16 protein-coding genes are annotated in these 20,993 nt (G+C 61.4%); 2 read left to right on the forward strand and 14 right to left on the reverse strand.

What is annotated here, in order from left to right:
• Nucleotides 1–17 precede the first annotated feature (17 nt).
• Complete coding sequence (locus J3P82_RS00585) at nucleotides 18–668, forward strand: HAD family hydrolase (RefSeq protein ID WP_434559887.1); 651 nt, start codon at nucleotides 18–20, stop codon at nucleotides 666–668.
• Between the two features lie 186 nt (nucleotides 669–854).
• Here J3P82_RS00585 and J3P82_RS00590 read toward each other — a convergent pair whose 3' ends face one another.
• The 14 genes from J3P82_RS00590 to tssA form a co-directional block, all read right to left on the reverse strand.
• Nucleotides 855–1,520, reverse strand: a complete 666-nt coding sequence (locus tag J3P82_RS00590; RefSeq protein WP_434559889.1) for a hypothetical protein — start codon at nucleotides 1,518–1,520, stop codon at nucleotides 855–857.
• On the reverse strand, nucleotides 1,517–5,848 hold the full coding sequence (locus J3P82_RS00595) for an RHS repeat-associated core domain-containing protein (RefSeq protein WP_434559891.1): 4,332 nt from the start codon (nucleotides 5,846–5,848) through the stop codon (nucleotides 1,517–1,519). The genes J3P82_RS00590 and J3P82_RS00595 overlap by 4 nt, the downstream gene beginning before the upstream one ends.
• 9 nt (nucleotides 5,849–5,857) lie before the next feature.
• A complete protein-coding gene (locus tag J3P82_RS00600; RefSeq protein WP_434559893.1) occupies nucleotides 5,858–6,295 on the reverse strand; it encodes a DcrB-related protein in 438 nt (145 codons plus the stop codon).
• Nucleotides 6,296–6,313: 18 nt separating this feature from the next.
• Nucleotides 6,314–8,251: a type VI secretion system tip protein TssI/VgrG gene (tssI, locus tag J3P82_RS00605; RefSeq protein WP_434559895.1), complete on the reverse strand. Its 1,938-nt coding sequence runs from the start codon at nucleotides 8,249–8,251 to the stop codon at nucleotides 6,314–6,316.
• 88 nt (nucleotides 8,252–8,339) lie between these two features.
• The gene (tssH, locus tag J3P82_RS00610; RefSeq protein ID WP_434559897.1) at nucleotides 8,340–11,030 is read right to left on the reverse strand and encodes a type VI secretion system ATPase TssH; all 2,691 of its coding nucleotides are present in this window, start codon (nucleotides 11,028–11,030) and stop codon (nucleotides 8,340–8,342) included.
• A complete protein-coding gene (tssG, locus tag J3P82_RS00615; protein ID WP_434559899.1) occupies nucleotides 11,023–12,075 on the reverse strand; it encodes a type VI secretion system baseplate subunit TssG in 1,053 nt (350 codons plus the stop codon). Before tssG ends, tssH begins: the two co-directional genes overlap by 8 nt.
• Nucleotides 12,039–13,898: a type VI secretion system baseplate subunit TssF gene (gene tssF, locus J3P82_RS00620; protein WP_434559901.1), complete on the reverse strand. Its 1,860-nt coding sequence runs from the start codon at nucleotides 13,896–13,898 to the stop codon at nucleotides 12,039–12,041. The genes tssG and tssF overlap by 37 nt, the downstream gene beginning before the upstream one ends.
• Nucleotides 13,895–14,407: a type VI secretion system baseplate subunit TssE gene (tssE, locus tag J3P82_RS00625; RefSeq protein WP_186615140.1), complete on the reverse strand. Its 513-nt coding sequence runs from the start codon at nucleotides 14,405–14,407 to the stop codon at nucleotides 13,895–13,897. The genes tssF and tssE overlap by 4 nt, the downstream gene beginning before the upstream one ends.
• Nucleotides 14,401–14,850, reverse strand: a complete 450-nt coding sequence (locus tag J3P82_RS00630) for a hypothetical protein (protein ID WP_434559903.1) — start codon at nucleotides 14,848–14,850, stop codon at nucleotides 14,401–14,403. The genes tssE and J3P82_RS00630 overlap by 7 nt, the downstream gene beginning before the upstream one ends.
• Complete coding sequence (locus J3P82_RS00635) at nucleotides 14,847–15,302, reverse strand: type VI secretion system amidase effector protein Tae4 (protein WP_434559905.1); 456 nt, start codon at nucleotides 15,300–15,302, stop codon at nucleotides 14,847–14,849. The genes J3P82_RS00630 and J3P82_RS00635 overlap by 4 nt, the downstream gene beginning before the upstream one ends.
• 81 nt (nucleotides 15,303–15,383) lie before the next feature.
• Nucleotides 15,384–15,872, reverse strand: coding sequence for an Hcp family type VI secretion system effector (locus J3P82_RS00640; RefSeq protein WP_186633606.1), 489 nt, complete (start codon nucleotides 15,870–15,872; stop codon nucleotides 15,384–15,386).
• A gap of 147 nt (nucleotides 15,873–16,019) precedes the next feature.
• A complete protein-coding gene (tssC, locus tag J3P82_RS00645) occupies nucleotides 16,020–17,516 on the reverse strand; it encodes a type VI secretion system contractile sheath large subunit (protein ID WP_434559907.1) in 1,497 nt (498 codons plus the stop codon).
• A gap of 12 nt (nucleotides 17,517–17,528) precedes the next feature.
• Nucleotides 17,529–18,044, reverse strand: coding sequence for a type VI secretion system contractile sheath small subunit (gene tssB / locus J3P82_RS00650; RefSeq protein ID WP_186633609.1), 516 nt, complete (start codon nucleotides 18,042–18,044; stop codon nucleotides 17,529–17,531).
• Nucleotides 18,045–18,124: 80 nt separating this feature from the next.
• Complete coding sequence (tssA, locus tag J3P82_RS00655) at nucleotides 18,125–19,150, reverse strand: type VI secretion system protein TssA (RefSeq protein ID WP_434559909.1); 1,026 nt, start codon at nucleotides 19,148–19,150, stop codon at nucleotides 18,125–18,127.
• 403 nt (nucleotides 19,151–19,553) lie between these two features.
• Here tssA and tagH point away from each other — a divergent pair, with 403 nt between their 5' ends.
• On the forward strand, nucleotides 19,554–20,981 hold the full coding sequence (gene tagH, locus J3P82_RS00660) for a type VI secretion system-associated FHA domain protein TagH (protein WP_434559911.1): 1,428 nt from the start codon (nucleotides 19,554–19,556) through the stop codon (nucleotides 20,979–20,981).
• The last annotated feature ends 12 nt before the right edge of the window (nucleotides 20,982–20,993 follow it).

Consider the following 20,993-nt stretch of genomic DNA (forward strand, 5'->3'; position numbering starts at 1 on the left):
ACTGACCAGGATTTTTCATGCATTACCAGACCGTACTGTTCGACCTCGACGGCACCCTCACCGATCCAAGGGAAGGCATCACTCGTTCGATCCAGTTCGCCTTGGGCAAACTGGGCATCGATGAGCCCGACCTGACCCGCCTCGAACACTTCATCGGCCCGCCGCTGTTGCAAGCGTTCATGCAGTTTTATGACTTCGACGAAGCGAAGGCCTGGGAAGCGGTGAACTTCTATCGCGAACGCTTCAAGGTCACCGGCCTTTACGAGAACCGCGTCTTCGACGGTGTCTTGCCCCTGCTGGAAACTCTCGGCGGCCAGGGTCGGCAGCTGTACATCGCCACGTCCAAACCCTGGGTATTCGCCCGGGAAATCGCCCGCCACTTCGACTTCGCCAAGCACTTCAAGGTGATCTACGGCAGCGAACTCGACGGCACCCGTACCAACAAAATCGAGCTGATCGCCCACCTGATGGCCGAAGAAAACCTCGACCCGACCAACACCCTGATGATCGGCGACCGCAAGCACGACCTGATCGGCGCCCGCAGCAACGGCCTGGACGCGGCGGCGGTGGGGTATGGGTTTGGCAGTTTCGACGAGCTGAGCGCTGAAAACCCGGTGCATCATTTCCGGACGCTGGATGAGCTGCACCGGGCGTTTTTGCGGGGGTGACGGTGTGGCGAGGGGGCTTGCTCCCGCTCGGCGGCAGTCGTCGTGAACCGGTTGATGCGGTTTATCTGGAGAATGCGTCAGTCTGTTTTGGGGCGGCTTCGCCACCCAGCGGGAGCAAGCTCCCTCGCCACGTGATCTGTGTTTTGTGGTGTTGGCTCGATCGGCATTTCGCCCTTTGGACAGCTGTCAAAGCTTGTCCAAGCTAGAAACCGTGGTGGTATAGAAGGCCACGCCGGACTTGTCGATGACTTTTATTCTGCCGCCTTCTTCCTTCAGGTCTTTGAGGTACGGACCGAACGCTATTTCGTCGGGCGCGGTTCGCATGATTTCTTTGTCGAGCACCGGTGTGTCTTTCCTCAAGACCTTGAAGTTCATGAGGAAGCAGTCGATGGTTAACTGGCACTCCAGGGCGCAGACATAGTCCGACCCTTTTATTTTTTTCTGCTTGAAGGTCCACTCGTTTTTATAGTGGTTGCGACGGAACTCATCCATTGCGTTTTTCAGCAGATCAAGCGGCAACGCTATGTGCGGGCGGCATGTTTCCAGGCCTTCCAACAACCGTTGTATAAAGAACTCATTGAGCTCGTTGACCGATGTGCATTTTTTATACTGTTCGGTATCCAGGCTGACATTGACGATGAGCGCACCGCTGGAGTTTACATAGGGCTCGTTGACGGTTTGGCGGGTGCCGACAAAGCAGATTTTCTTGAAGTTGGGCGTTTCGAATTTTTCTGCACTCAGGTGGCGCTCAAGAAAATTGCAGATCGATCGGCTTTGGTCGCGAAACGGACGAATAATGTCGTCGCTGAATTCGCCCAGGTCGGGGTACAGGTAGATTTCTTTTAAGATCATGGTCTTGAATGCCTCGCTGGGTCTAGTTCCTGCCTGCGTCGATTTGCGTTTCTTCGCTCCCAGTGCTCGATTTTCCAACGAGCACCTGGGCCGGCCGGCACCTTTTTGATGACTCTGGATTCGTAACGTCCCGTGTTACCCGGTTCGTTGTTCCATTTCCTCACCTGGGTCTCGGCGCGTACGGATTTTCCGTTTGTTTTTATCTTGCCGCCACTCACGCCGGTTTTGGCGACTTTACCCGTGCGCGTGTCCACGATCTCGTAACCATGTTGCGGTTTGCGACTGGTTTTTGAGTTGCCGTGGCATGACCAGCCCCAGGGGTCTATCCAGCCGAGCGGGTTGGGGGCGTATTGATAGAGATTGATTCCGCCCAGCAGTTCGATGGGGTCGGGTGTCGTAAACCGCCCTATATCCGGGTCGTAAAAGCGAAACGTGTTGTAGTGCAGGCCCGTCTCTCGGTCCAGGTACTGGCCTTGGAAGCGCAGGTTCTGTTCTTCGATGTAGTGAGGCTCACGCACTTCCTCAACGGTGTTGCCCCACACGCGGTAGCGCGCTTGCCAGACGATGTCGCCCTTGGCGTCCGAGAGCTGCTCGGGTAGCCCGTTCTGATCATTGTGGTAGTAGTGGATGTTCTGTTGAGCATCGATACCATCCACTCGGGCGATGGGTTCGTGGCTTTCCGTGTCGTAGAGGTAAACGCTGCACTGGCTGTGTTTGTGTTCTTGAAGCAGCCGCAAACCGTCCCAGATGAAGCGTGTTTCACCCAGTGGATAACCACGACTGTCATGTTCGGTTTTCGCCGTCCTACGACCCAGTGGGTCATAGGTCATTCGGACGACCGTATCTTGGGAATCGCTGCGGTTATGCACCTCGATCAAACGGTGTTCGGCATCGTAGAAAAAGCGTTGTACCCGATGGCCACCGCTGCGTTTTTCGATCATCCGGCCAAAGGCATCGTAACGATAACGCTTGTCCTGATAGGTCAGTAATTTGTTATGCACCACCAGCCCGGCGCCGGGTTGTGGGCCATCCAGCAAGTTGGCGGCAGCATCGTAGGCGAAGGTTTCGCTCGGGCCCTGGATGTTGTCTTGGCTGGCGAGAATGCGCCCCGTCGCATCGTAGTGCAGCAGCCGTTGGCGATCACCGCTGGTCGTCTGGTCGAAGCGACTGATCAGGTTGTCATTGGGGTCGTAGTTGAATTGTTTCTGCGCCACAGGTGGCAGTAGTGTCGACTGGTCCGCATGACGTTGCAGGCGCGAGCGCACACGTCCGCCCCGGTCATATTCGCTACGGGTGATGAGTCGTCCCTGAGTGCGAAGGACTTCACGGTGCAATCGATCGCGCTCGAAATCACTGATCAGTTGCCCGTCGATGTTGAGTTGATGTAGATGGCCGCTGCCGTAATACAACCGATTGAGTCGACGACCGTCAGGCAGCTGCGTTTGTATCAGGCTGCCCAACTCATCGTAATGATGCCGCAGGCAGCCAGCCGAGCTTTGCTCTTCCAGCAGTTGGCCGATGGCGTCGTAGGCAAAGTTCAGGTCTTTTTGGTTGCCCTGATTGTCTGTAAAGGTGACGGCAATGAGTTGGTCCACTGCATCGTAGGTGTACGCGGTTCGGCCGTCTGCCGTCACTTTGCCAATCAGCCGCCCGGCCGCATCTCGCTCAAGGTGATGAACGATGGGCTCTATGGGACTGTTGGATACCAGCGCCATACCCTGGCCAAAAGGGGCAGGGCAGTGTGTTTCGCGAATGGCGTTATTCAGCTTATCGTAGGCATAAAGTCGGGCGCTGCCATCCAGGTCCTGTTGCTCGATCATCCTGTCGCCGGCGTCCCAGGCAAATCGATAGCTTTCCCCGTTTTCGTTGGTTAGCGCCTGGAGGCGTCCATAAGCGTCGTAGCTGAATTGAACCGACCTTCCATGGGCATCGATGCGTTGGCGAACGTGTCCGCGACCATCGTGCTGATAGACGGTGGTGTGACCGGCCGCATCGATGTAACGGGTGAGTTGACCGCTTGCGTCGCGCAAGTATTGTTCGACGCGGCCATCGGGCAGCTGATAACGCAGCAGGCGGCCGCGTGTGTCATGTTCATAGACAGTGCGCTCGCCGAGCGCATCCGTGATGACCTGCAGATAACCGCGATGGTCATAGCTGAATTTTGTCGAATAGCCGGAGCAATCAATATGTTCAGCCAGCCGCCCCATAGCGTTCCAACGCAAGGTGTTGCTTTTGCCGGTGGGGTCGACAATTTCTGTGATCTGTCCGTGAGCGTTGTAGCGATATCGGGTGACGAGGCCCAGAGGGTCTGTTTCGCGAATGCAATTGCCGCGGCGATTGTATTCGTATCGCCAGTTGTTGCCGGCGGCGTCGGTTTCTACTAACGGTAGCGACCAATGATCGAGCCATAAGACGGACTCAATGCGTCCGAGCGGATCGCTGGATTGGCTGAGGTTGCCGGCCTCGTCATAGCTATAGGTGTAGCGCCCGCCCTGCGGATCGGTAGCACCGAGCATCTGGCGCTCATCGTTCCACTCGAACAACCAGGTCTGGCCGAGGTTGTCGCTGAACCGGGTGATCTGGTGCTGACTGTTCCAGTACCGAATGCTGACCCGTTGCAGGCTGTCGCTGATGCGGGTGATGCCAGCCTTGAGGTCATAGTCGAACTGGTAGGCGTCGCCTTCGTCGGTCCAGTGCCGGACCACGCGCCATTCCTGGTCGTCGATCAGGGCCCATTCGTAAAAGCAATGCAGGCCGCTGGGCAGTTGGTGCTCGACCATTCGTTGCCCGGCGTCGTAGCTGAAGCGCCGTTGCACCTGGCCGGTGGCGTCGCGCACTTCGGCGAGGGTGTTCGCCGCGTCGTAGGCGTAGCTGACCAGCACTTCGCGGGATTGGTCGGTGTAGAGGCGCTCGATGTGGGTGACGCGTTCGCCTGCGCGGATCAGCTCGACTTGCACCAGGTCGAAGGTGTCGCGCAGCCGCATCAGGCGTCCGGTGTCGTCGTAGTCGAGGTGGATGCGGTTGTCGTTGCGGTCGCCCAATTGGCTCAGGCGCAGGTGTGATGGGTTGGCTGGCGAAGGTTCGAACAAACGGTACAGGCCGTCTTCGCTCTCGATCAGCAATTGCCCGTTCACATGGCGGCGCACGGCCAGGCCTTCGCCGACGCTGAACACCGCGCCGCCCAAGGGGATGGAGCCCATGTCGATGGGGCGGCCCTGTTCGTCGGTATAGATCAGGGTTTCGCCGCCGTCGAGGTGGGGCAGGATTTCTACCTGGACTTCGTAGGCGACGCTCCAGCCGGCGCCGAACAGGCTGTCACGGCGCTCGTCGCGGCTGTTGTAGAAGCGTTGCCAGTCAATCGGCAGGATGCCGGGCAAGACGAAATCCAGGTCCTCGTCACCGCCTAGCACCTTGGCCCCGGTAGCGGCGTGCACCGGGTTCGACGAACCCATGGCCGCATTGGCGGCCGCGTTCGCCGCGCTGCTGGCGGCCATGGACACCGCGCCGCCCACCAGCATGCACGGCAGTTTGCTGAAGAACTTGCCCTTGCCGCCCTTGAGCATCAGCAACGCGGTGACCGCCAGGCCCACGCCCGGCGTCTTGCCGCTGCGGATCTCGCGCACCACCACTGAGCCGCCGCCAATGGTCACGTCAGGGGAAATCAGCCCGGCCGACACCACCGTCGCATCGCAGGTGCTGCGGTCGCCGCTGCGCACGGCGGGCTGGCCATTGATGGTGACTTTCTCCGAGCCTTCGGCCATGAACTGCGGCGGCATGGGCGGGTGCTTGGTGCAGATGACCAAGTCTTCCGGCTTGGGCACGGCGCCTGGGGCGGGCGAGGCGACGGTGGGGCGCCACATCTGCGAGAAGAAGTTTCCGGCCATGTCCAGGTAGCTGGGCTCTTCTTCAGGCTCGGGCGCCTCGAGCTCCGTACCGGCGGGGGCAACGTGGGATTCAATCGCCCCGGCGGCGCGGGCGGCGGGGATGTTGTTGGTGAGGGTGTCGGTGGAGCCGGTGAGAATGTTGGCCTGCACCGTGGGCGGAAACAGGGCGTTGCCGATGCCTTCGCATATATTGCTCAGGCCCTTGTCGGCCCCGGTCTTGCTCATCGCCAGGCCGACCACCGTGCCCACCACCAAACCGAGCACAAAGCAGCCCAGGCCGCCGGTGACCACGGTAATGCCCGTGGCCGCCACTACGGCAGCCGTCGCCACGGCCGTGATTGCAATGTTCGCCGCCACTTCCAGCACGCCGCCGAGGATGTCGGCCATCATCGAGGTGTGGTTGAGTGCATCACCCAGGCGGGCGGCCCAGAGTGCGTCAGACATGCACGTTGCTCATCCGGCCGGAGCGTCGAATATCAGCGAACCCTTGATCGTCGCCCAATGTGCCGCCTCAGCATCCCCCAGCTTCTCGGCCTTCACGTAACTCAAGGCAAGCATCTTGCGAGTACCTGGCAGTACCAGCGCCAACTGGAACTGGAAGACCTTTTCGTTGCCCTTGTTGAACTGGCTGCGCAGTTCGATGGCTTCGACTTCCTGGTTCGCTCCCACACGCAACGTGGCGCCTGGTTGGCAGCGCAGGTCCTGGACCTGTTTTTCCAGGCGCTTGAGCTGCTCGTCCAGGTTGCTTTGCAAGGTTTCGCCCTCGGCCAACAGGCTACGGCTGACGATCAAGGACGTACCCAATTCGGGGAACTTGAGGATGTTGATCGAGGCGTCCAGCAGTTCGCTGGGCGGTAGCTGGAGCTGGAATTCGTTGAGACGGTAAGTCATGGGGCATCTATCTCCTGGTTAGCCCTTGGGCGGCGGGAACGCGGCGGCGACGTTGGCGTCGATGCTGGCCTTGACGCCCTGGCCGTCCGGGGTGGCGCCGGGACCGCCGCCGTTGTTCAGGTGCAGCACGCCGCCGGTGTTGAACTCGGCATCGCCGCTGGCATAGAAGCTGATTTGCACGCCGGTCAGGTTGATCTGGCCGCTGGCGTTGAGCTCCAGGATGCTTTCGCCGCAGACCAGGCGCAGGTTCTCGCCCACTTCGATGACGTAGCTCTGGCTGATGCTGTCGGTCTTGCGCTGGCCCACCGAGAGGATGTCCTCCTGCTTGACGATGCGCAGCCGGTTGTTGCCGATGGTCACCGTCTCGTTGTGGCCGATGCTTTTGTTGCGGTCGTGGCCCACCGAATGGCTTTCATCCACCTCGACCACGATGTCCTGGTTGCGCTCGGCATGGATGTACAACTGCTCTGCGCCTTTTTTGTCTTCCATGCGGATTTCGTTGAAGTTCGCCGGCGTACCGCCCTTGCTGGAACGACTTTTCATACCGCTCTGGGTGGCGTTTTCCGGCAGGTCGTAGGGCACGGTCTGTTCGGCGTTGTAGACGCGGCCGGTGATGATCGGCCGGTCCGGGTCGCCTTCGAGGAAGCTGACGATGACTTCCTGGCCGATGCGCGGAATCTGCATCGAACCCCAGTTTTTACCCGCCCAGGATTGCGACACGCGGATCCAGCATGAGCTGTTTTCGTTGGACTGGTCGTGACGGTCCCAATAGAAATGCACCTTCACCCGGCCGAACTGATCGGTCCAGATTTCCTCGCCCTTAGGGCCGACCACCAAGGCGGTTTGCGGCCCCTTGACGATGGGGCGGTGGGTAATCGCCATCGGGCGAAAGCTTTGCTGGGCGTCGATGCAGGTCAGGCTGCTTTCAAATTGCGCCGAGGGCGCGCCGACACCGGATTCACCGCTCTCCTGGGAGACGTAGTAACGCGCGCCGACGATCAGGTATTCGCGGTTCTGGTCCTGGCGAGTAAAGCCGGTGAGGCTGAACAGGTGCCCCGAACCCAGGCCGCGGGCGTTGCCCGCCAGCTCGACCTGCTCATGCAGGGTCTGCAAGGCTTCGATGCGGGTGCGAGCATAATGTTCGCCATCTGCGCTTTGCACGTAGGTGCCGGGGTAGTCGTACAGCGGATAGTCACCGGCGGCATGGGGGCGCGGCATGGCCGAGCGCACATCGATGCGGGCGCTGGGGCGCTGGAAGTCGTAGTCGTTAAGCTCCAGCGAGCCGGGCTGGACTTCCTGAGCCAGGTGCCAGTCATGGATATGATCGCGTTCGCGCTGCTGCTCATTCTTCGGGTAGTAGGGCACCGACCCGTAGCCGGGCGCCGTGGTGTGGGCACCATAGGCGTCGGCCAGCACCAGCACATGGCGGCCCTGCTCGTGGCGGAAGAAGTAATAGATGCCTTCCTGTTCCATCAGGCGACTGACGAAATCGAAGCTGGTCTCGCGGTACTGGACGCAGTATTCCCACTCGCGATACGGGCGACTGAGGGCGTCTTCGAAGTCGGAGAAGCCGAGGTCGCGGAACACCTGCTTGATGATCTGCGGAATGGTCAGGTTCTGGAAAATCCGGCAATCGGAGGTGCGCGTCAGCAGCCACAGCCAGGGTCGCAGCGTGGCCTGGTAGCTGGCGAACTGACCTTGGTCGATGTTTTGGCTGAAGCGCGCAACGATGCCGTGGAAATGCCGCTCACCGCCGCCATCCAGTTGAACGCTCACGCACATGGGCTTGCCGAGCACCTGGTTGAGATCGATGGCGTTGTCCAGCGAGTGCAACTGCAACTCGTAGTTGAACAGCCGCCCCAGCTCTTCGCCGCCGCCCATGTCCTTGAGCAACAGCACCTCGGGTCCCAGGGGGCTGGTGATTTTTGCCAGGCGTGAGGCTTGGTTGAATAACATCGAGTGTCCCGTGCAAGTTGTATGAGCTGGCGGCGCCGAGTTCCATGTGGGCGCAAGCGCGCCCACACGGTTATCGCGTTCCTGCAGGTCAGGCCGCGTCGCTGAAGTCGTATTGCAATTCGTTATCCCGAGCGCTGATCCGTACGCCGGCCAACGCCTTGCCTTCAAGCATGCGGGTCAGGAACTCGCGGCTCATGTCCGGCAACAGGCTGTTGGTCAGGATGGTGTCGATCATGCGGCCGCCGCTTTCGGTTTCGGTGCAGCGCGAGACGATCAGGTCAATCACTGCGTCGTCGTAGTCGAACGAGACCTTGTGAGTGCTCTCCACGCGCTTCTTGATGCGGTTGAGTTGCAGACGGGTGATCGCCTTGAGCATCTCGTCGCTGAGCGGATAGTACGGAATCGTCACCAAGCGTCCGAGCAAGGCCGGCGGGAAAATCTCCAGCAGCGGCTGGCGCAGGGCCTTGGCGATTTCTTCCGGCTCGGGCACGTTTTGCGGGTCCTTGCAGACCTGGGCAATCAGCTCGGTGCCAGCGTTGGTGGTGAGCAGGATCAAGGTGTTCTTGAAGTCGATCACCCGGCCTTCGCCGTCCTCCATCACGCCTTTATCGAACACCTGGAAGAAAATCTCATGCACGTCCGGGTGAGCTTTTTCCACCTCGTCCAGCAGCACCACGCTGTAGGGTTTGCGCCGCACGGCTTCGGTCAGCACGCCGCCTTCGCCGTAGCCGATGTAACCCGGTGGCGCGCCCTTGAGGGTGGATACGGTGTGGGCTTCCTGGAACTCGCTCATGTTGATGGTGATGACGTTCTGCTCGCCGCCGTACATGGCTTCGGCCAGGGCCAGGGCGGTTTCGGTCTTGCCCACGCCGGAGGTGCCGGCGAGCATGAACACGCCAATCGGCTTGCTCGGGTTGTCGAGGCCGGCGCGGGAGGTCTGGATGCGCTTGGCGATCATCTGCAAGGCGTGATCCTGGCCGATGATGCGTTTTTTCAGGTGCTGGTCGAGGTTGAGCACGGTTTCCAGTTCGTTGCGGGCCATGCGGCCCACCGGGATACCGGTCCAGTCGGCGACCACCGAGGCCACGGCCTGGTAATCCACGGTCGGCAGGATCAGCGGGGTTTCGCCTTGCAGGGCGGTCAGGCGCTGTTGCAGGTCCACCAGTTTTTCGCGCAGTTGGTGACTTTCGTTGTCGCAAGCTTCGCTGTTGTCCTCGCTGTCCACCACGCCGACACGCTCGCGCAGGGTGGCGCGGGTGGCGAGCAGTTCGTCCACCAGGGTTTTCTCTTCGGCCCAACGGCTTTCCAGCTCGGCCAAGCGCTCGCGCTCGGCGTTCAACAGGCTTTCGCTGTGGGTCTGGCGAGTGCCGATGACCACGCCAATCGCGTGCTCACGGGCGATGATCTGCAGTTCGGTTTCCAGGGCTTCGATGCGCCGACGGCTGTCGTCCACTTCGGCCGGCACGGCGTGCAGGCTGATGGCGACGCGGGCGCAGGCGGTGTCCAGCAGGCTCACGGACTTGTCCGGCAGCTGGCGCGCGGGAATGTAGCGGTGGGACAGCTTGACCGAAGCTTCGAGGGCTTCGTCGAGGATCTGCACCTGGTGGTGTTTTTCCATGGTCGAGGCCACGCCGCGCATCATCAGCAGCGCCTTGTCTTCCGACGGCTCGGCCACTTGCACCACTTGGAAACGGCGGGTCAGCGCCGGGTCTTTTTCGATGTGCTTCTTGTACTCGGCCCACGTGGTGGCGGCGACGGTGCGCAAGGTGCCGCGGGCCAGGGCCGGCTTGAGCAGGTTGGCCGCGTCGCCGGTGCCGGCGGCGCCGCCGGCACCCACCAGGGTGTGGGCTTCGTCGATGAACAGGATGATCGGTTTTGGCGAGGCCTGAACGTCTTCGATGACCTGGCGCAGGCGCTGTTCGAATTCGCCTTTCATGCTCGCGCCGGCCTGCAACAGGCCCACGTCGAGGCTGCGCAATTCAACGTCCTTGAGGGCCGGCGGGACGTCGCCGGCGACGATGCGCAGGGCAAAGCCTTCGACCACGGCAGTCTTGCCCACGCCGGCTTCACCGGTGAGGATCGGGTTGTTCTGCCGGCGGCGCATGAGAATGTCCACCAGTTGGCGGATCTCTTCGTCACGGCCGACGATGGGGTCGAGCTTGCCGCTGCGAGCCTGTTCGGTGAGATCCACGGTAAAGCGTTTGAGGGCTTCTTGCTTGCCCATGGCGCTGGGGGCCATCGCGCCGCTGGCTTCGCCGGGCACGGCGCCTGCGTTGAAACCGTCGCTGGCGGTCAGGGCGTTTTCCGGCGAGTCGCCGACGTATTCGTCAAAACGCTCGCTGAGGGCTTCGACCTTGACCTTGTCGAACTCCGACGACAGGCCCAGCAGCGCGTGGCGCAGGCTTGGGGTCTTGAGGATGCCCAGCACCAGGTAACCGGTGCGCACCTGGCTCTCGCCGAACATCAGGCTGCCGTAGACCCAGCCGCGTTCCACCGCTTCTTCCACATGGGAGGACAGGTCGGTGATCGACGTCGAACCCCGTGGCAGACGGTCCAGTGCTTCGGTCAGGTCGCGGGCCAGGCGCGCCGGCTCGATGTTGAACTGGCGGATGATGCGATGCAGGTCCGAGTCCTGCAATTGCAGCAACTGATGAAACCAGTGGGCCAGTTCCACATAGGGGTTACCGCGCAACTTGCAGAACACGGTGGCGGCTTCGATGGCCTTGTAGGCCACGCTGTTGAGTTTGCCGAACAACGCGGCGCGACTGATTTCACCCATGCTCATGGCTCCTTGAGGTCTGTGAGGTGTTGGCCTGATCGGCGTAGTGCCGGGCCAGTATTAGATCGTTGGCATCTGTTTCGGGGCGTCCCAGCCAGGTGTTGAAACCCAGGCGGAAGCGCCCATTGAGTTGTAGCGCCGGGACTTCAGGCTGCTCGAGGACCAGATTCAGATCCCAGTCCAGTTCATGGCCCAGGTATTCGGCGACCCACGCCACCAGCTCATTGAACGGTTGGCTGCCTGGCAGCATGCCCATGTAGTCGACGAGCTTGAGCGGCCCCAGGCGAATGCGGAATTTGTGCTGGCGATCCCAGACGTAGCGGCCCAGGCAGAAGTCCACGCCCAGTTGATGGGCGCTGACACCAACGCGGCTGCGCTCCGGCAGTTCCAGCCATTGGCCGACGTATTCTTCGATTTCCACCGGCAGGCCGAAGTACTCGCTGAGGATCGCTTTCAAACCGTCCGGGTAGCGGGTTTGCGCCGACAGGTGACCGCTGTAATGCAGCTTCGCCGTATCGGGAATCAGCCCCTGGTTGAGCAGGCTCGGCATGCCCCGGCCGCTGAGTGCCGCCAGGCGCGCCGACCAGTAATCATCGTCCGGGCGATCGTGGCTGACCGTTGGCCGTGCTTCGGCCCAGGCCCGGTAGAACAGGCTGAGCAGGCGGTGGTGGAACACGTCGAGGAAACGTTTACTGGTGCTGTCGCCGTTGTTGCGCTGGCGTTCGCGCACGTATTCGGTGATGTGCAACGGCATCGGGCCGTTGGGGCCGCCGAGGCCGAAGAAGAACTGCTCCAGGCGCGCCGGCGTGCCGTCGACGCCTGGTTGCACCGAGGCCAGGGTCGCCGGGGCGAAGGTGCACTCGGCCTGCTGCCCGAGGCGCAGCGGGTCATCGGCCAGGCGCAGGGAATGGCCCAGGCGCGGCAGTTCGGGGGATTCGCACTCGATGCGCCGCAACGCCTGGAAAAAATCGTATTCCCAGGGTTCCTGGTGCATCGCCTCCAGGGTACTCACAGGGTCGGACGACGTCCGGGCTTGGCTTTCCATCGCATGATCTCGCCGCGTTCGGTGGTACGGATCACCGTCTCGGTAAAACTGTTGATCGACACATAGCGTGCCAGGAAGCGTTCGAACACCGCACCGAGCAGGAACACCCCGGTGCCGCGAAACGCGTTTTCATCGAATTCCAGGGTGATCTCCAGGCCACGACCGAACACGATCGGGCCAGGCATCGGCAAGCGTCGGGTGCAGGCCTCGCTGGTGACTTCGCGCAGGCCTTCGATTTGCAATTGCAGCGCCGCGTCGTTGCTGTCGCCGTACAAGCGCAGCAGTTCACGCAAGGCGGCGGCGCCTTGGCCTTGTTCGCTCAACGACAAGTAGTTCAGCGACAACTGACTGATCAACCGCCAGGCCTTGGCGTCGTGGGCATGGCTGGCCCGTGGCCGACTGGGACCTGCCACACACCGCACCGCGCCCACCGGTGCACTGTCGGCCAGGGTGAAGTCGGTCTTGCCGTTGCCCACGCTCATGAACAGCGGCAGGTCGCGGTTGGTGCACAACGCGGTCACGCCCAGTTGGCGCAAGTCGTGGCGATAGGGCGCCTGCTGACTGTCCACCAGGCTGACGAAGGTCTCGCTGCCGACGTAAGTCGAGCGCGGACCATTGCGCCGCTGATCGCTGGACAGCACGCGCGGTTCGCGCCGTACGGTGTAGTAAGCCTGGTCGCGGCCATAGCGGGACGGATCGCGTACCGCATAAAACGGCAGGAACGGCTGCTCCGGACCGGTGCCGTGGCCGGTCAGCCCGGTCAGCGAATGCACCTCGAAATCCATCGGCCGGGTGCGGTCGGCAATCACATGATGTTCGTTGACCCGGTCGGACAAGTGGATGCGATCCAGGCGCTTGGGAAACAGGTTGATCGCCGGCGTGCAGAACGGTAGGAATTGCGAGGCGCCGACGCTGCCTTCCAGGCTCGGATCGTGGCGGTCGAACAGTACGATCAACTCCAGCTCCTGGCCGTTGCAGCGCTTGACCGCACGGCCGAGCTGGGTGAAATCGACAAACAGGAAGCGGTGCGGCAGGGCGAAATATTCCTGTAGCAGGCGATAACCCTGGAACGCCCGCGGCACCACTGGCAGCGCGGCCTCGGCGTCATCGAAGCCCTGGGAGCGCAACGCATCCTGCGGCAGCCGTTCGACCCAATCGCCGCCCGGCTGGCGAGCGAACACTGCGCAGGCGTTACTCAGCAGCTGTTCGTACAGGCGGAACGGTTGTTCGTCAGCGCCGCTCAAGTACAGCGGCAGGTTGTCCAGGGCCAGGCTGTTGAACGGCAGCTCGGCGCCGGTGCGCAGGGTCAGGCGCAGGCCGGCCTTGGCTTTCGGTTCGCTGGCGGCCAGGCGCCCGAGCACGGCGGACGGGTTGCCGAAATACTCGGCCTGGCTGACTTGCAACGGCCACAACGTCACCGCGTGAGCAGTGCGGTACTCGCAGCAGGTCTGGGATTCACGACCGAGGGCGGCGCGCAGGACGGTGTCGCGGGGCAGCGGGAAACCGCTGCTCAGCGAGCCTTCGTCCGGGTCGGCCTGCATCTGCACCACGGTCATCGACGGCGTCGGCGCCAGGTAATGCGGATAGGCGATTTCCAACAGGTTGTGGGTAAAGGTCGGGTATTCGGCGTCGAGCTTGAGCTGGACCCGCGCCGTCAAATAGGCAAAGCCTTCCAGCAGACGCTCGACGTAGGGGTCGGCGCAGTCCATGCCGGCCAGGGTCAGCCGACTGGCGATCTTCGGGTATTCCTTGGCGAATTCCGCCGCGCTTTCGCGCACGTGGTGCAGTTCCTGGTTGTACAGCTCGAGCAGGCGCGGATTCATGGGCGTCTCCGCTGGTCGGCGTTGACCACCCGCACGTGACCGGTTTCCAGGTCCAGGTCGGTTTGCAGCATCAGGCGCAGCGGCACCGGTTGGGCCCAGAGGTCGCCTTCGATCTCGAAACTCAAGGCGTTATGGTTCATCTCGGCGGTTGCCCGGGCGCGCACGCGCAGGGTGTGGCGCAAGATGCGCGGCTCGAACGTGGCGATGGCTTGGTGAATCAGGCTTTCCAGCGCAGGAACATCGATGTTCGAAGCGCTATTGCCCGCTAGCGCCGGCAGCCCGAAATTCACCACCGAGGTGCCCGCCGGAGTATGCAGCGTGGCGTCGGCGTCAAGCAAAGACGTGGTGTTGAGCAGCCACGCCAGGTCCCGCAGCACCGAGGCTTTCAATTGGGTCAGGGACAGCACGCGCTTGTCGGCGCTTTCCTTGGGGTTGCTCGGATCGTCGTCGGTCAGCCGGTCCAGCAGGGACGGTTGCAGGCGATCGCGGGTGGCGATTTCGGTTACCAAGTGAAAAGGCCCGTGTAATTCTTCTGGTCACCTGCGCCAGTCATGCAGCTGGCAGTACGAGCGATTATCGAGGGTTCGAGTTGTCCATTGATCTGGCGTATGGCGCGATACTCGGAGCGACACTCCTGATTGTTATGGGGGCCAGCAGATACATGGACAACGATGACAATAGGCACCTCGCCGAAGGTCTCGACGTGGGGTTTGCCTTGTCGATCGACCCTGAACTGGCAGGGCCAGGCCAAGTCGAGTGGCATCAGGGTCTGGTCGGGTTTGCGCAGCGCGCAGCGCGCCTGGTCGTTCTCCAGTGTCAGCGTTTGCCTGCCCATCGAGACGACATGCTCTACCGGGACGGAGGAGGTTGCCGATGGCGATTGCTGCTGGGCACAGGCGGTCAGGCTGGTCAACAGGCAGCCGACCCATATCGCGCAATGGGCCTTGATCATACGAGCTCCCAGAACCAGATCGCTCGGGATCGATAAGCCGGATCGTCATAGCCTAGGGTCAGGCCACGGTTCCAGAGGTCGATATGATCGCCGGTGCGACCTTCCGAGGCTTCTCCCACTTGCTGGAAACAATCCTTGAAGAAAATCAGGCCAGTCTTGTCTTGCAGCTTGCGCCGGTCCGCGGCCGTTGCGCCAAGGATCAACGGGCGGCCCAGATGATGTTTCCACAGCCAGTTTGCCAATGACTCGGCCCCACGCGCATGCCCATGGGCACATTTGGGTTCGGTGTAGGTGGACTTGTTGACCTTGATGGTCAGTTCGTTATTGAGCGTGATGCTCATGCGAATCGCGCATTGGTTCGCCCAAGGGCCGTCGCAAGGTTTCGCGTCGGGATGGGTGACCAGCAAATCGGAATAGGCTTTCCACAAATTGATAAACGCAGGCTTGGCCATGACTCAGATACCGGAGGGGAAAAGATTGGTTGCGAGCAAGCACCAAACACCCCCGGCGCGTGGCGCCGGAGGCGTGTTCGATTACACCTTGACGTTCTGACGGATGTTCCAGCCGAACTTGACCGGACCGCCTTCCTTGGTGCCGTCGGCTTTCTGCGGCTGGTAGTCCACCATCACCTTGGCAAAGTTCAGGGTGACGTTTTCGGTCAGGCGATCATCGCCGCCCGAACCGCCAGTGCTCAGGGAGGTGATCAGCACTTCTTCCAGGTTGATGATCATGTACTCGACCTGGCTTTCGCCACCGGCCTTGCGCACGGTCAGCTTGACCTTGTCGACGTGCTTGCCGCTGGCGCAGTGCATCATCAGGTTCGGCGAAGCCTTGTCGACGTACTTGGTCAGCGACAGATCCTGGATGCTCACCTTGCCCGCGCCACCGCCACTGCCTACATGCATGTTGCCGGTCTGGGACATGCCCCAGCTCCAGTTCAGGACGTCGATCTCGTCCTTGTGGGCCTTGTCCATGGACTCGCCCTTGATGTCGCCGATCTTGATGAAAATATCAACAGCCATGTTTTCTCCCTGTGTGGTGTCTACCACATTGCGTTTTGTTGATCGCTCCCACGCTTTGCGTGGTCACGCATCTGATGTCGCTGCGCATCACTCGGACGCGCAGCGTTCCCACGCGGAGCATGGGAACGATCACATCAAGGTCGGTGTTTATGCGCCCTTGGCCGACGGCAGTTTCGATACCAGGCGCAACGACACGGTCAGCCCTTCGAGCTGATAGTGCGGGCGCAGGTAGAACTTGGAGTTGTAATACCCCGGGTTGCCTTCGACTTCTTCGACGATCACTTCGGCGGCAGCCAGTGGATGCTGGGCCTTGGTGGTCTCGGTGGAGTGCGCCGGGTCGCCGTCGACGTAGTTGAGGATCCAGTCCTGCAACCAGCGCTGCATCTCGTCCTTCTCTTTGAAGGAACCGATCTTGTCGCGCACGATGCACTTCAGGTAATGAGCGAAGCGGCAGGTGGCGAACAGGTATGGCAGGCGGGCGGCCAGGTTGGCGTTCGCGGTGGCGTCCGGGTCGTCGTATTCGGCCGGTTTCTGCAACGACTGCGCGCCGATGAACGCGGCGAAGTCGGTATTTTTCTTGTGCAGCAGCGGCATGAAACCGTTCTTCGCCAGTTCCGCTTCACGGCGGTCCGAAATGGCGATCTCGGTTGGGCACTTCATGTCCACGCCACCGTCATCGGTAGGGAAGGTGTGGGCCGGCAGGTTTTCCACTTCACCGCCCGACTCCACGCCGCGGATGCGCGAGCACCAGCCGAAGTGTTTGAACGAGCGGTTGATGTTCACTGCCATCGCGTAGGCGGCGTTGGCCCAGGTGTACTTGGAGCTGTCGGCGCCGTCGGTGCTTTCTTCGAAAGCGAAGGCTTCCACCGGGTCGGTCTTGGCGCCGTACGGCAGGCGCGCCAGGAAACGCGGCATGGTCAGGCCGATGTAGCGCGAGTCTTCCGATTCACGCAGCGAACGCCAGCCGGCGTATTCCGGGGTGGTGAAGATCTTGGTCAGGTCGCGTGGGTTCGACAGTTCCTGCCACGAGCCCATGCCCATCACGGTCGGCGAGGCGGCGGCAATGAACGGAGCGTGCATGGCGGCGCAGACTTTCGACAGCTCGCCCAGCAGTTCCACGTCGGGTGGGGACTGGTCGAAGTAGTAGTCGCCGACCAGGCAGCCGTAAGGTTCGCCGCCGAACTGGCCGTATTCTTCTTCGTACATCTTTTTGAAGATCGGGCTCTGGTCCCACGCGGTGCCCTTGAATTTCTTCAGGGTCTTGTGCAGGTCGGTCTTGGAGATGTTGAGCACGCGGATCTTGAGCTGCTCATCGCTCTCGGTGTTGTTGACCAGGTAGTGCAGGCCACGCCAGGCGCTTTCCAGTTGCTGGAAATCCGGGTGATGGATGACCTGGTTGACCTGGGCGGTGAGCTTGGCGTCGATGGCGGCGATGATCGACTCGATCGACTTGATGGCATCGTTGGACACCAGGTCGGTCTGCGCCAGGGCCTGTTCGGCCAGGGTCCGCACGGCGGTCTCGACGGCTTCGCGGGCGCGCTCGGTCTTGGGTTTGAATTCTTGCATCAACAGCGAGGCGAACTCGCTGGTTTCTTCGGTGGCGCCCAAGTTCTGGGGCTGATTGTCGCGTACCAAATCGTTCATGATCGTTAGTCCTTAAGCCTTGGGCTCAGCGTCGGCGGGCTTCGGCGCGCTCGCCAGGGCTTGCAACAGCGCTGGGTCCTTGATCGCCTTCATGATGATTTCTTCGGCGCCGGTCTTGCCGTCCATGTAGGTCAGCAGGTTGGCCAGTTGGGTGCGCGCTTCGAGCAGCTTGTTCAGCGAGTCGATCTTGCGAGCCACGGCCGCGGGGCTGAAGTCGTCCATGCTTTCGAAGGTCAGGTCCAGGCTCAGGTTGCCTTCGCCAGTCAGTTCGTTCGGCACATGGAACGCTACGCGAGGTTGCATGGCCTTGAGGCGCGAGTCGAAATTGTCGACGTCGATCTCGAGGAACTTGCGGTCGGCCACGGGTGCCAGAGGCTCGGCAGGCTTGCCGGCGAGGTCGGCCATCACCCCCATGACGAAGGGCAACTGGACCTTCTTCTCGGCGCCGTAGAGCTCGACGTCGTACTCGATCTGCACTCGAGGCGCGCGGTTGCGCGCGATGAATTTCTGAGAACTTTGCTTCGCCACGTTGCTGCTCCTGGTCGCTTGAGCGACGGTGTTGGCGTCATCGGGGGTACCTATGACGTGACTGCGTGATCCGCTGGCTTTTATTCGCTATCTGGGCCGCGCAGGTTTTCAAATTGACTCATGCCGTCGGGAATCAGGTTGCGCACGATGGCCGCGAAGTCGGCGTGCACCAGGTTCTTCGCCCGATTCAACAGCACCGGCAGCGGGCTAGAGGGCTCATGACGGGTGTAGTACGCGAGGATCCGATCCAGGCTGCGCAAGACGTCGTCGCGGTTGTTGATTTCTCCCGGGACGGTATTGCGCGGTGCGCTGGGGGCGCTGGCGTATTCAATCGGTGCGGCGTTGTCGGCTTCGACAGGATCGGCAAGGGCACTGTCGCCACTCTGCGGGGCGAACTGTCCGAGAATCTGCAAGGCCATTTTCAGCGGTTGTTTCAACGGGCCGAGGTCCACGCCTTGGGCGGAACCGACCTGGTCGCTGACTTGCTGTTCGATGGCTTCGGCGGCGCTGCGGGCTTGCAGCAGGGCGGCGCGGATGATTTCCAGCTGCTCGGGATTGCTGTCAAGCAGGGCGCCGGCGAGCTGCTCGGCACCCAGGCTTTCATCGGCAAAACTTTGCAGGCCGCTGGCGTTGGCGGCGGCGCGCAGGCTGACGGCACCAAAGGTCCGGGAGCGGGCCAGAATGCTTTCGCGCAGCAGGCCAATGGTAACGTCCGACGTCAGGCCGGCGAGGGCATTGATGCGAACGGTGGGGTCGTTGTCGTCATCAGCATCCAGGCGTGGATGCAGGTCGGCCCAGTATTGCTTGAGCAATTCGCTGATCAACGTCAATACGCGGGCAAGACCGGGAATGCCTTCCAGGGCCAGGGAGCTTTGCAACAGGAAATGGGTGATGCGCAGGTCTTTGCTGCGCGCAAGCAGGTCCAGGCTTTGCTGCTGGATGCTGCGCCATTCAGGCGGTTCGGCGGGCAGGATCGAGTCGCCCATGCTGCGCTCGGGCTGGCCTCGGGAATCGCGTTCCAGGCGCAAGAAATCCGCGTCATATTCCAAGTCTTCACCGCAAGGCGAATTCGCGGAAACGGCGGCGAGCAACAAAGGCACATCCACTTGGATCGATCTCCCTATCACCCGTTGAAGAAATCGGGCAGTGCACACGAAAGTTTCGGATGAAACTCCACATGTTCCTTGACGGTAATGGCGCTATAAAAGCGCAATGATCTTATAGTGCCATCATGTATATTCAAGAAGTTGTGCATTTTTGGTGTAGTACTTATCCGTTGTCAAGGTAAGCTATTTCGCCGATGTGACAGTTGTGAGGTGCTTAACAACCCGCGCGACTCGCAGGTCTGAGTAGGTACTGACGCAGGTTTTTTGTCACGCAAGCCGGTTAAGATCAGCAATCATGCTGGCAAAAAGCCGTTTCGCGGTGTTTGGCAAGGTTTGTAGGCGCTTTCGTGGGCTTAGGCGCGATGTATCGCCGCCGACAAGAAGTATTCAGCAAGGAGGCGAAATGCCGCTGTGTTTGACTATCACTAGTTATCACAAGATTACCCCCGGCCAGTGTTCTGAAAAGACGCTGGACCAGGGAATGATGGCAATTGGCCGTAATTCCGATAATGACTGGGTACTGCCGGATCCGGAGCGTTTGGTCTCGGGTAAACATTGCGTTATCCAATACAAGGACGGACGTTATTACCTGACCGATAACAGTACTAACGGTGTGGAATTGATCAAGGCCGGTATTCGCCTGCGCAAAGGCAACAGCGAGCCGCTGCAGGATGGCGAAGTCATCCGCATCGGTGACTATGAAATCCAGGCGCGGGTGGACTTCAACCTGCCGGTGACCGACAGCAATCCGTTTGCCGAAGCGCCCAGCAGTTTCGAAGCCTTGATGGGCCGCCAGAGTGCTCCGGTGAACTCGCCGTCGCCGATGCCCGTGTCCGTTCCTGCGCAATTTCAAGGCGTGTCGGCCATGGACACGCTGCCTGACCTGTTCGACTTCCTTGCCCCGACCAGCGTCCCCCCCGCCGCTCAGCCTGACCATGTGCCGGCCGAGCAGCATGATTTCCGTCCGCCTACGCCGGTTCCACGCCCGAGCCCGCCGCCAGTGATTGAGCCCGTGGCCATGACCTCTGCGCCGGTGATCCCGGATGACTGGGACCCGTTCAGCGACAAGCCCGCACCGACGCCAGTGGCGCCCATCGCCGTCGCGCCGCAGCCTGTGCTTGAGTCCGTTGCCGTGCCGCCAGTTCCGCTGGCCGAAGCCAGCGCGCCAATCGAGCCTGCGCCCGTGCGCGAAGCGCCGGTCAGCCGTGCCGAATCCTTGTCTACCCCGGTTGATACTTCCCAGCCCGACCTGCTGCGAGCCTTCCTGCGTGGCGCCGGGCTGGATCAGTTGCGACTGGACAAGGCCCAGGCCGAAGCGCAGATGGAGAGCATCGGGCGCAGCTATCGGCTGATGGTCGAGGGACTGATCGATGTACTGCGCGCCCGCAGCAGCCTCAAAGGCGAGTTCCGCATCCAGCAGACGATGATCCAGCCGGTGGAAAACAACCCGTTGAAGTTCGCCCCCAATGTCGACGAGGCGCTGCTGTTGCTGTTGCGCCACGGCAACCAGGCCTTCATGGCGCCGGACGTGGCGGTGCGCGACAGTTTCGATGATTTGCGTGCCCACCAACTGGCGGTGATGGCCGGCGTGGAAGCGGCAATCAAGCATCTGCTGGCGCGTTTCGAGCCGGCGCAGTTAGAGGCGCGCATGGGCAAGCCCGGCGGACTGTCGGGCATTTTCAGCGGTTCGCGACAGGCCCAGTACTGGCAGCAATTCACTGAGCTCTACAGCAACATCTCCCGCGAGGCCCAGGAAGATTTCCAGGACCTGTTCGGTCGTGAATTCAGCCGTGCCTACGAAGAACACAGCACACGACAGCGACGCCCTTGAGCGTCGCCGGGC

This window comes from Pseudomonas sp. Z4-20 (genome assembly GCF_051131955.1).
GTDB classification, from domain to species: domain Bacteria; phylum Pseudomonadota; class Gammaproteobacteria; order Pseudomonadales; family Pseudomonadaceae; genus Aquipseudomonas; species Aquipseudomonas marvdashtae.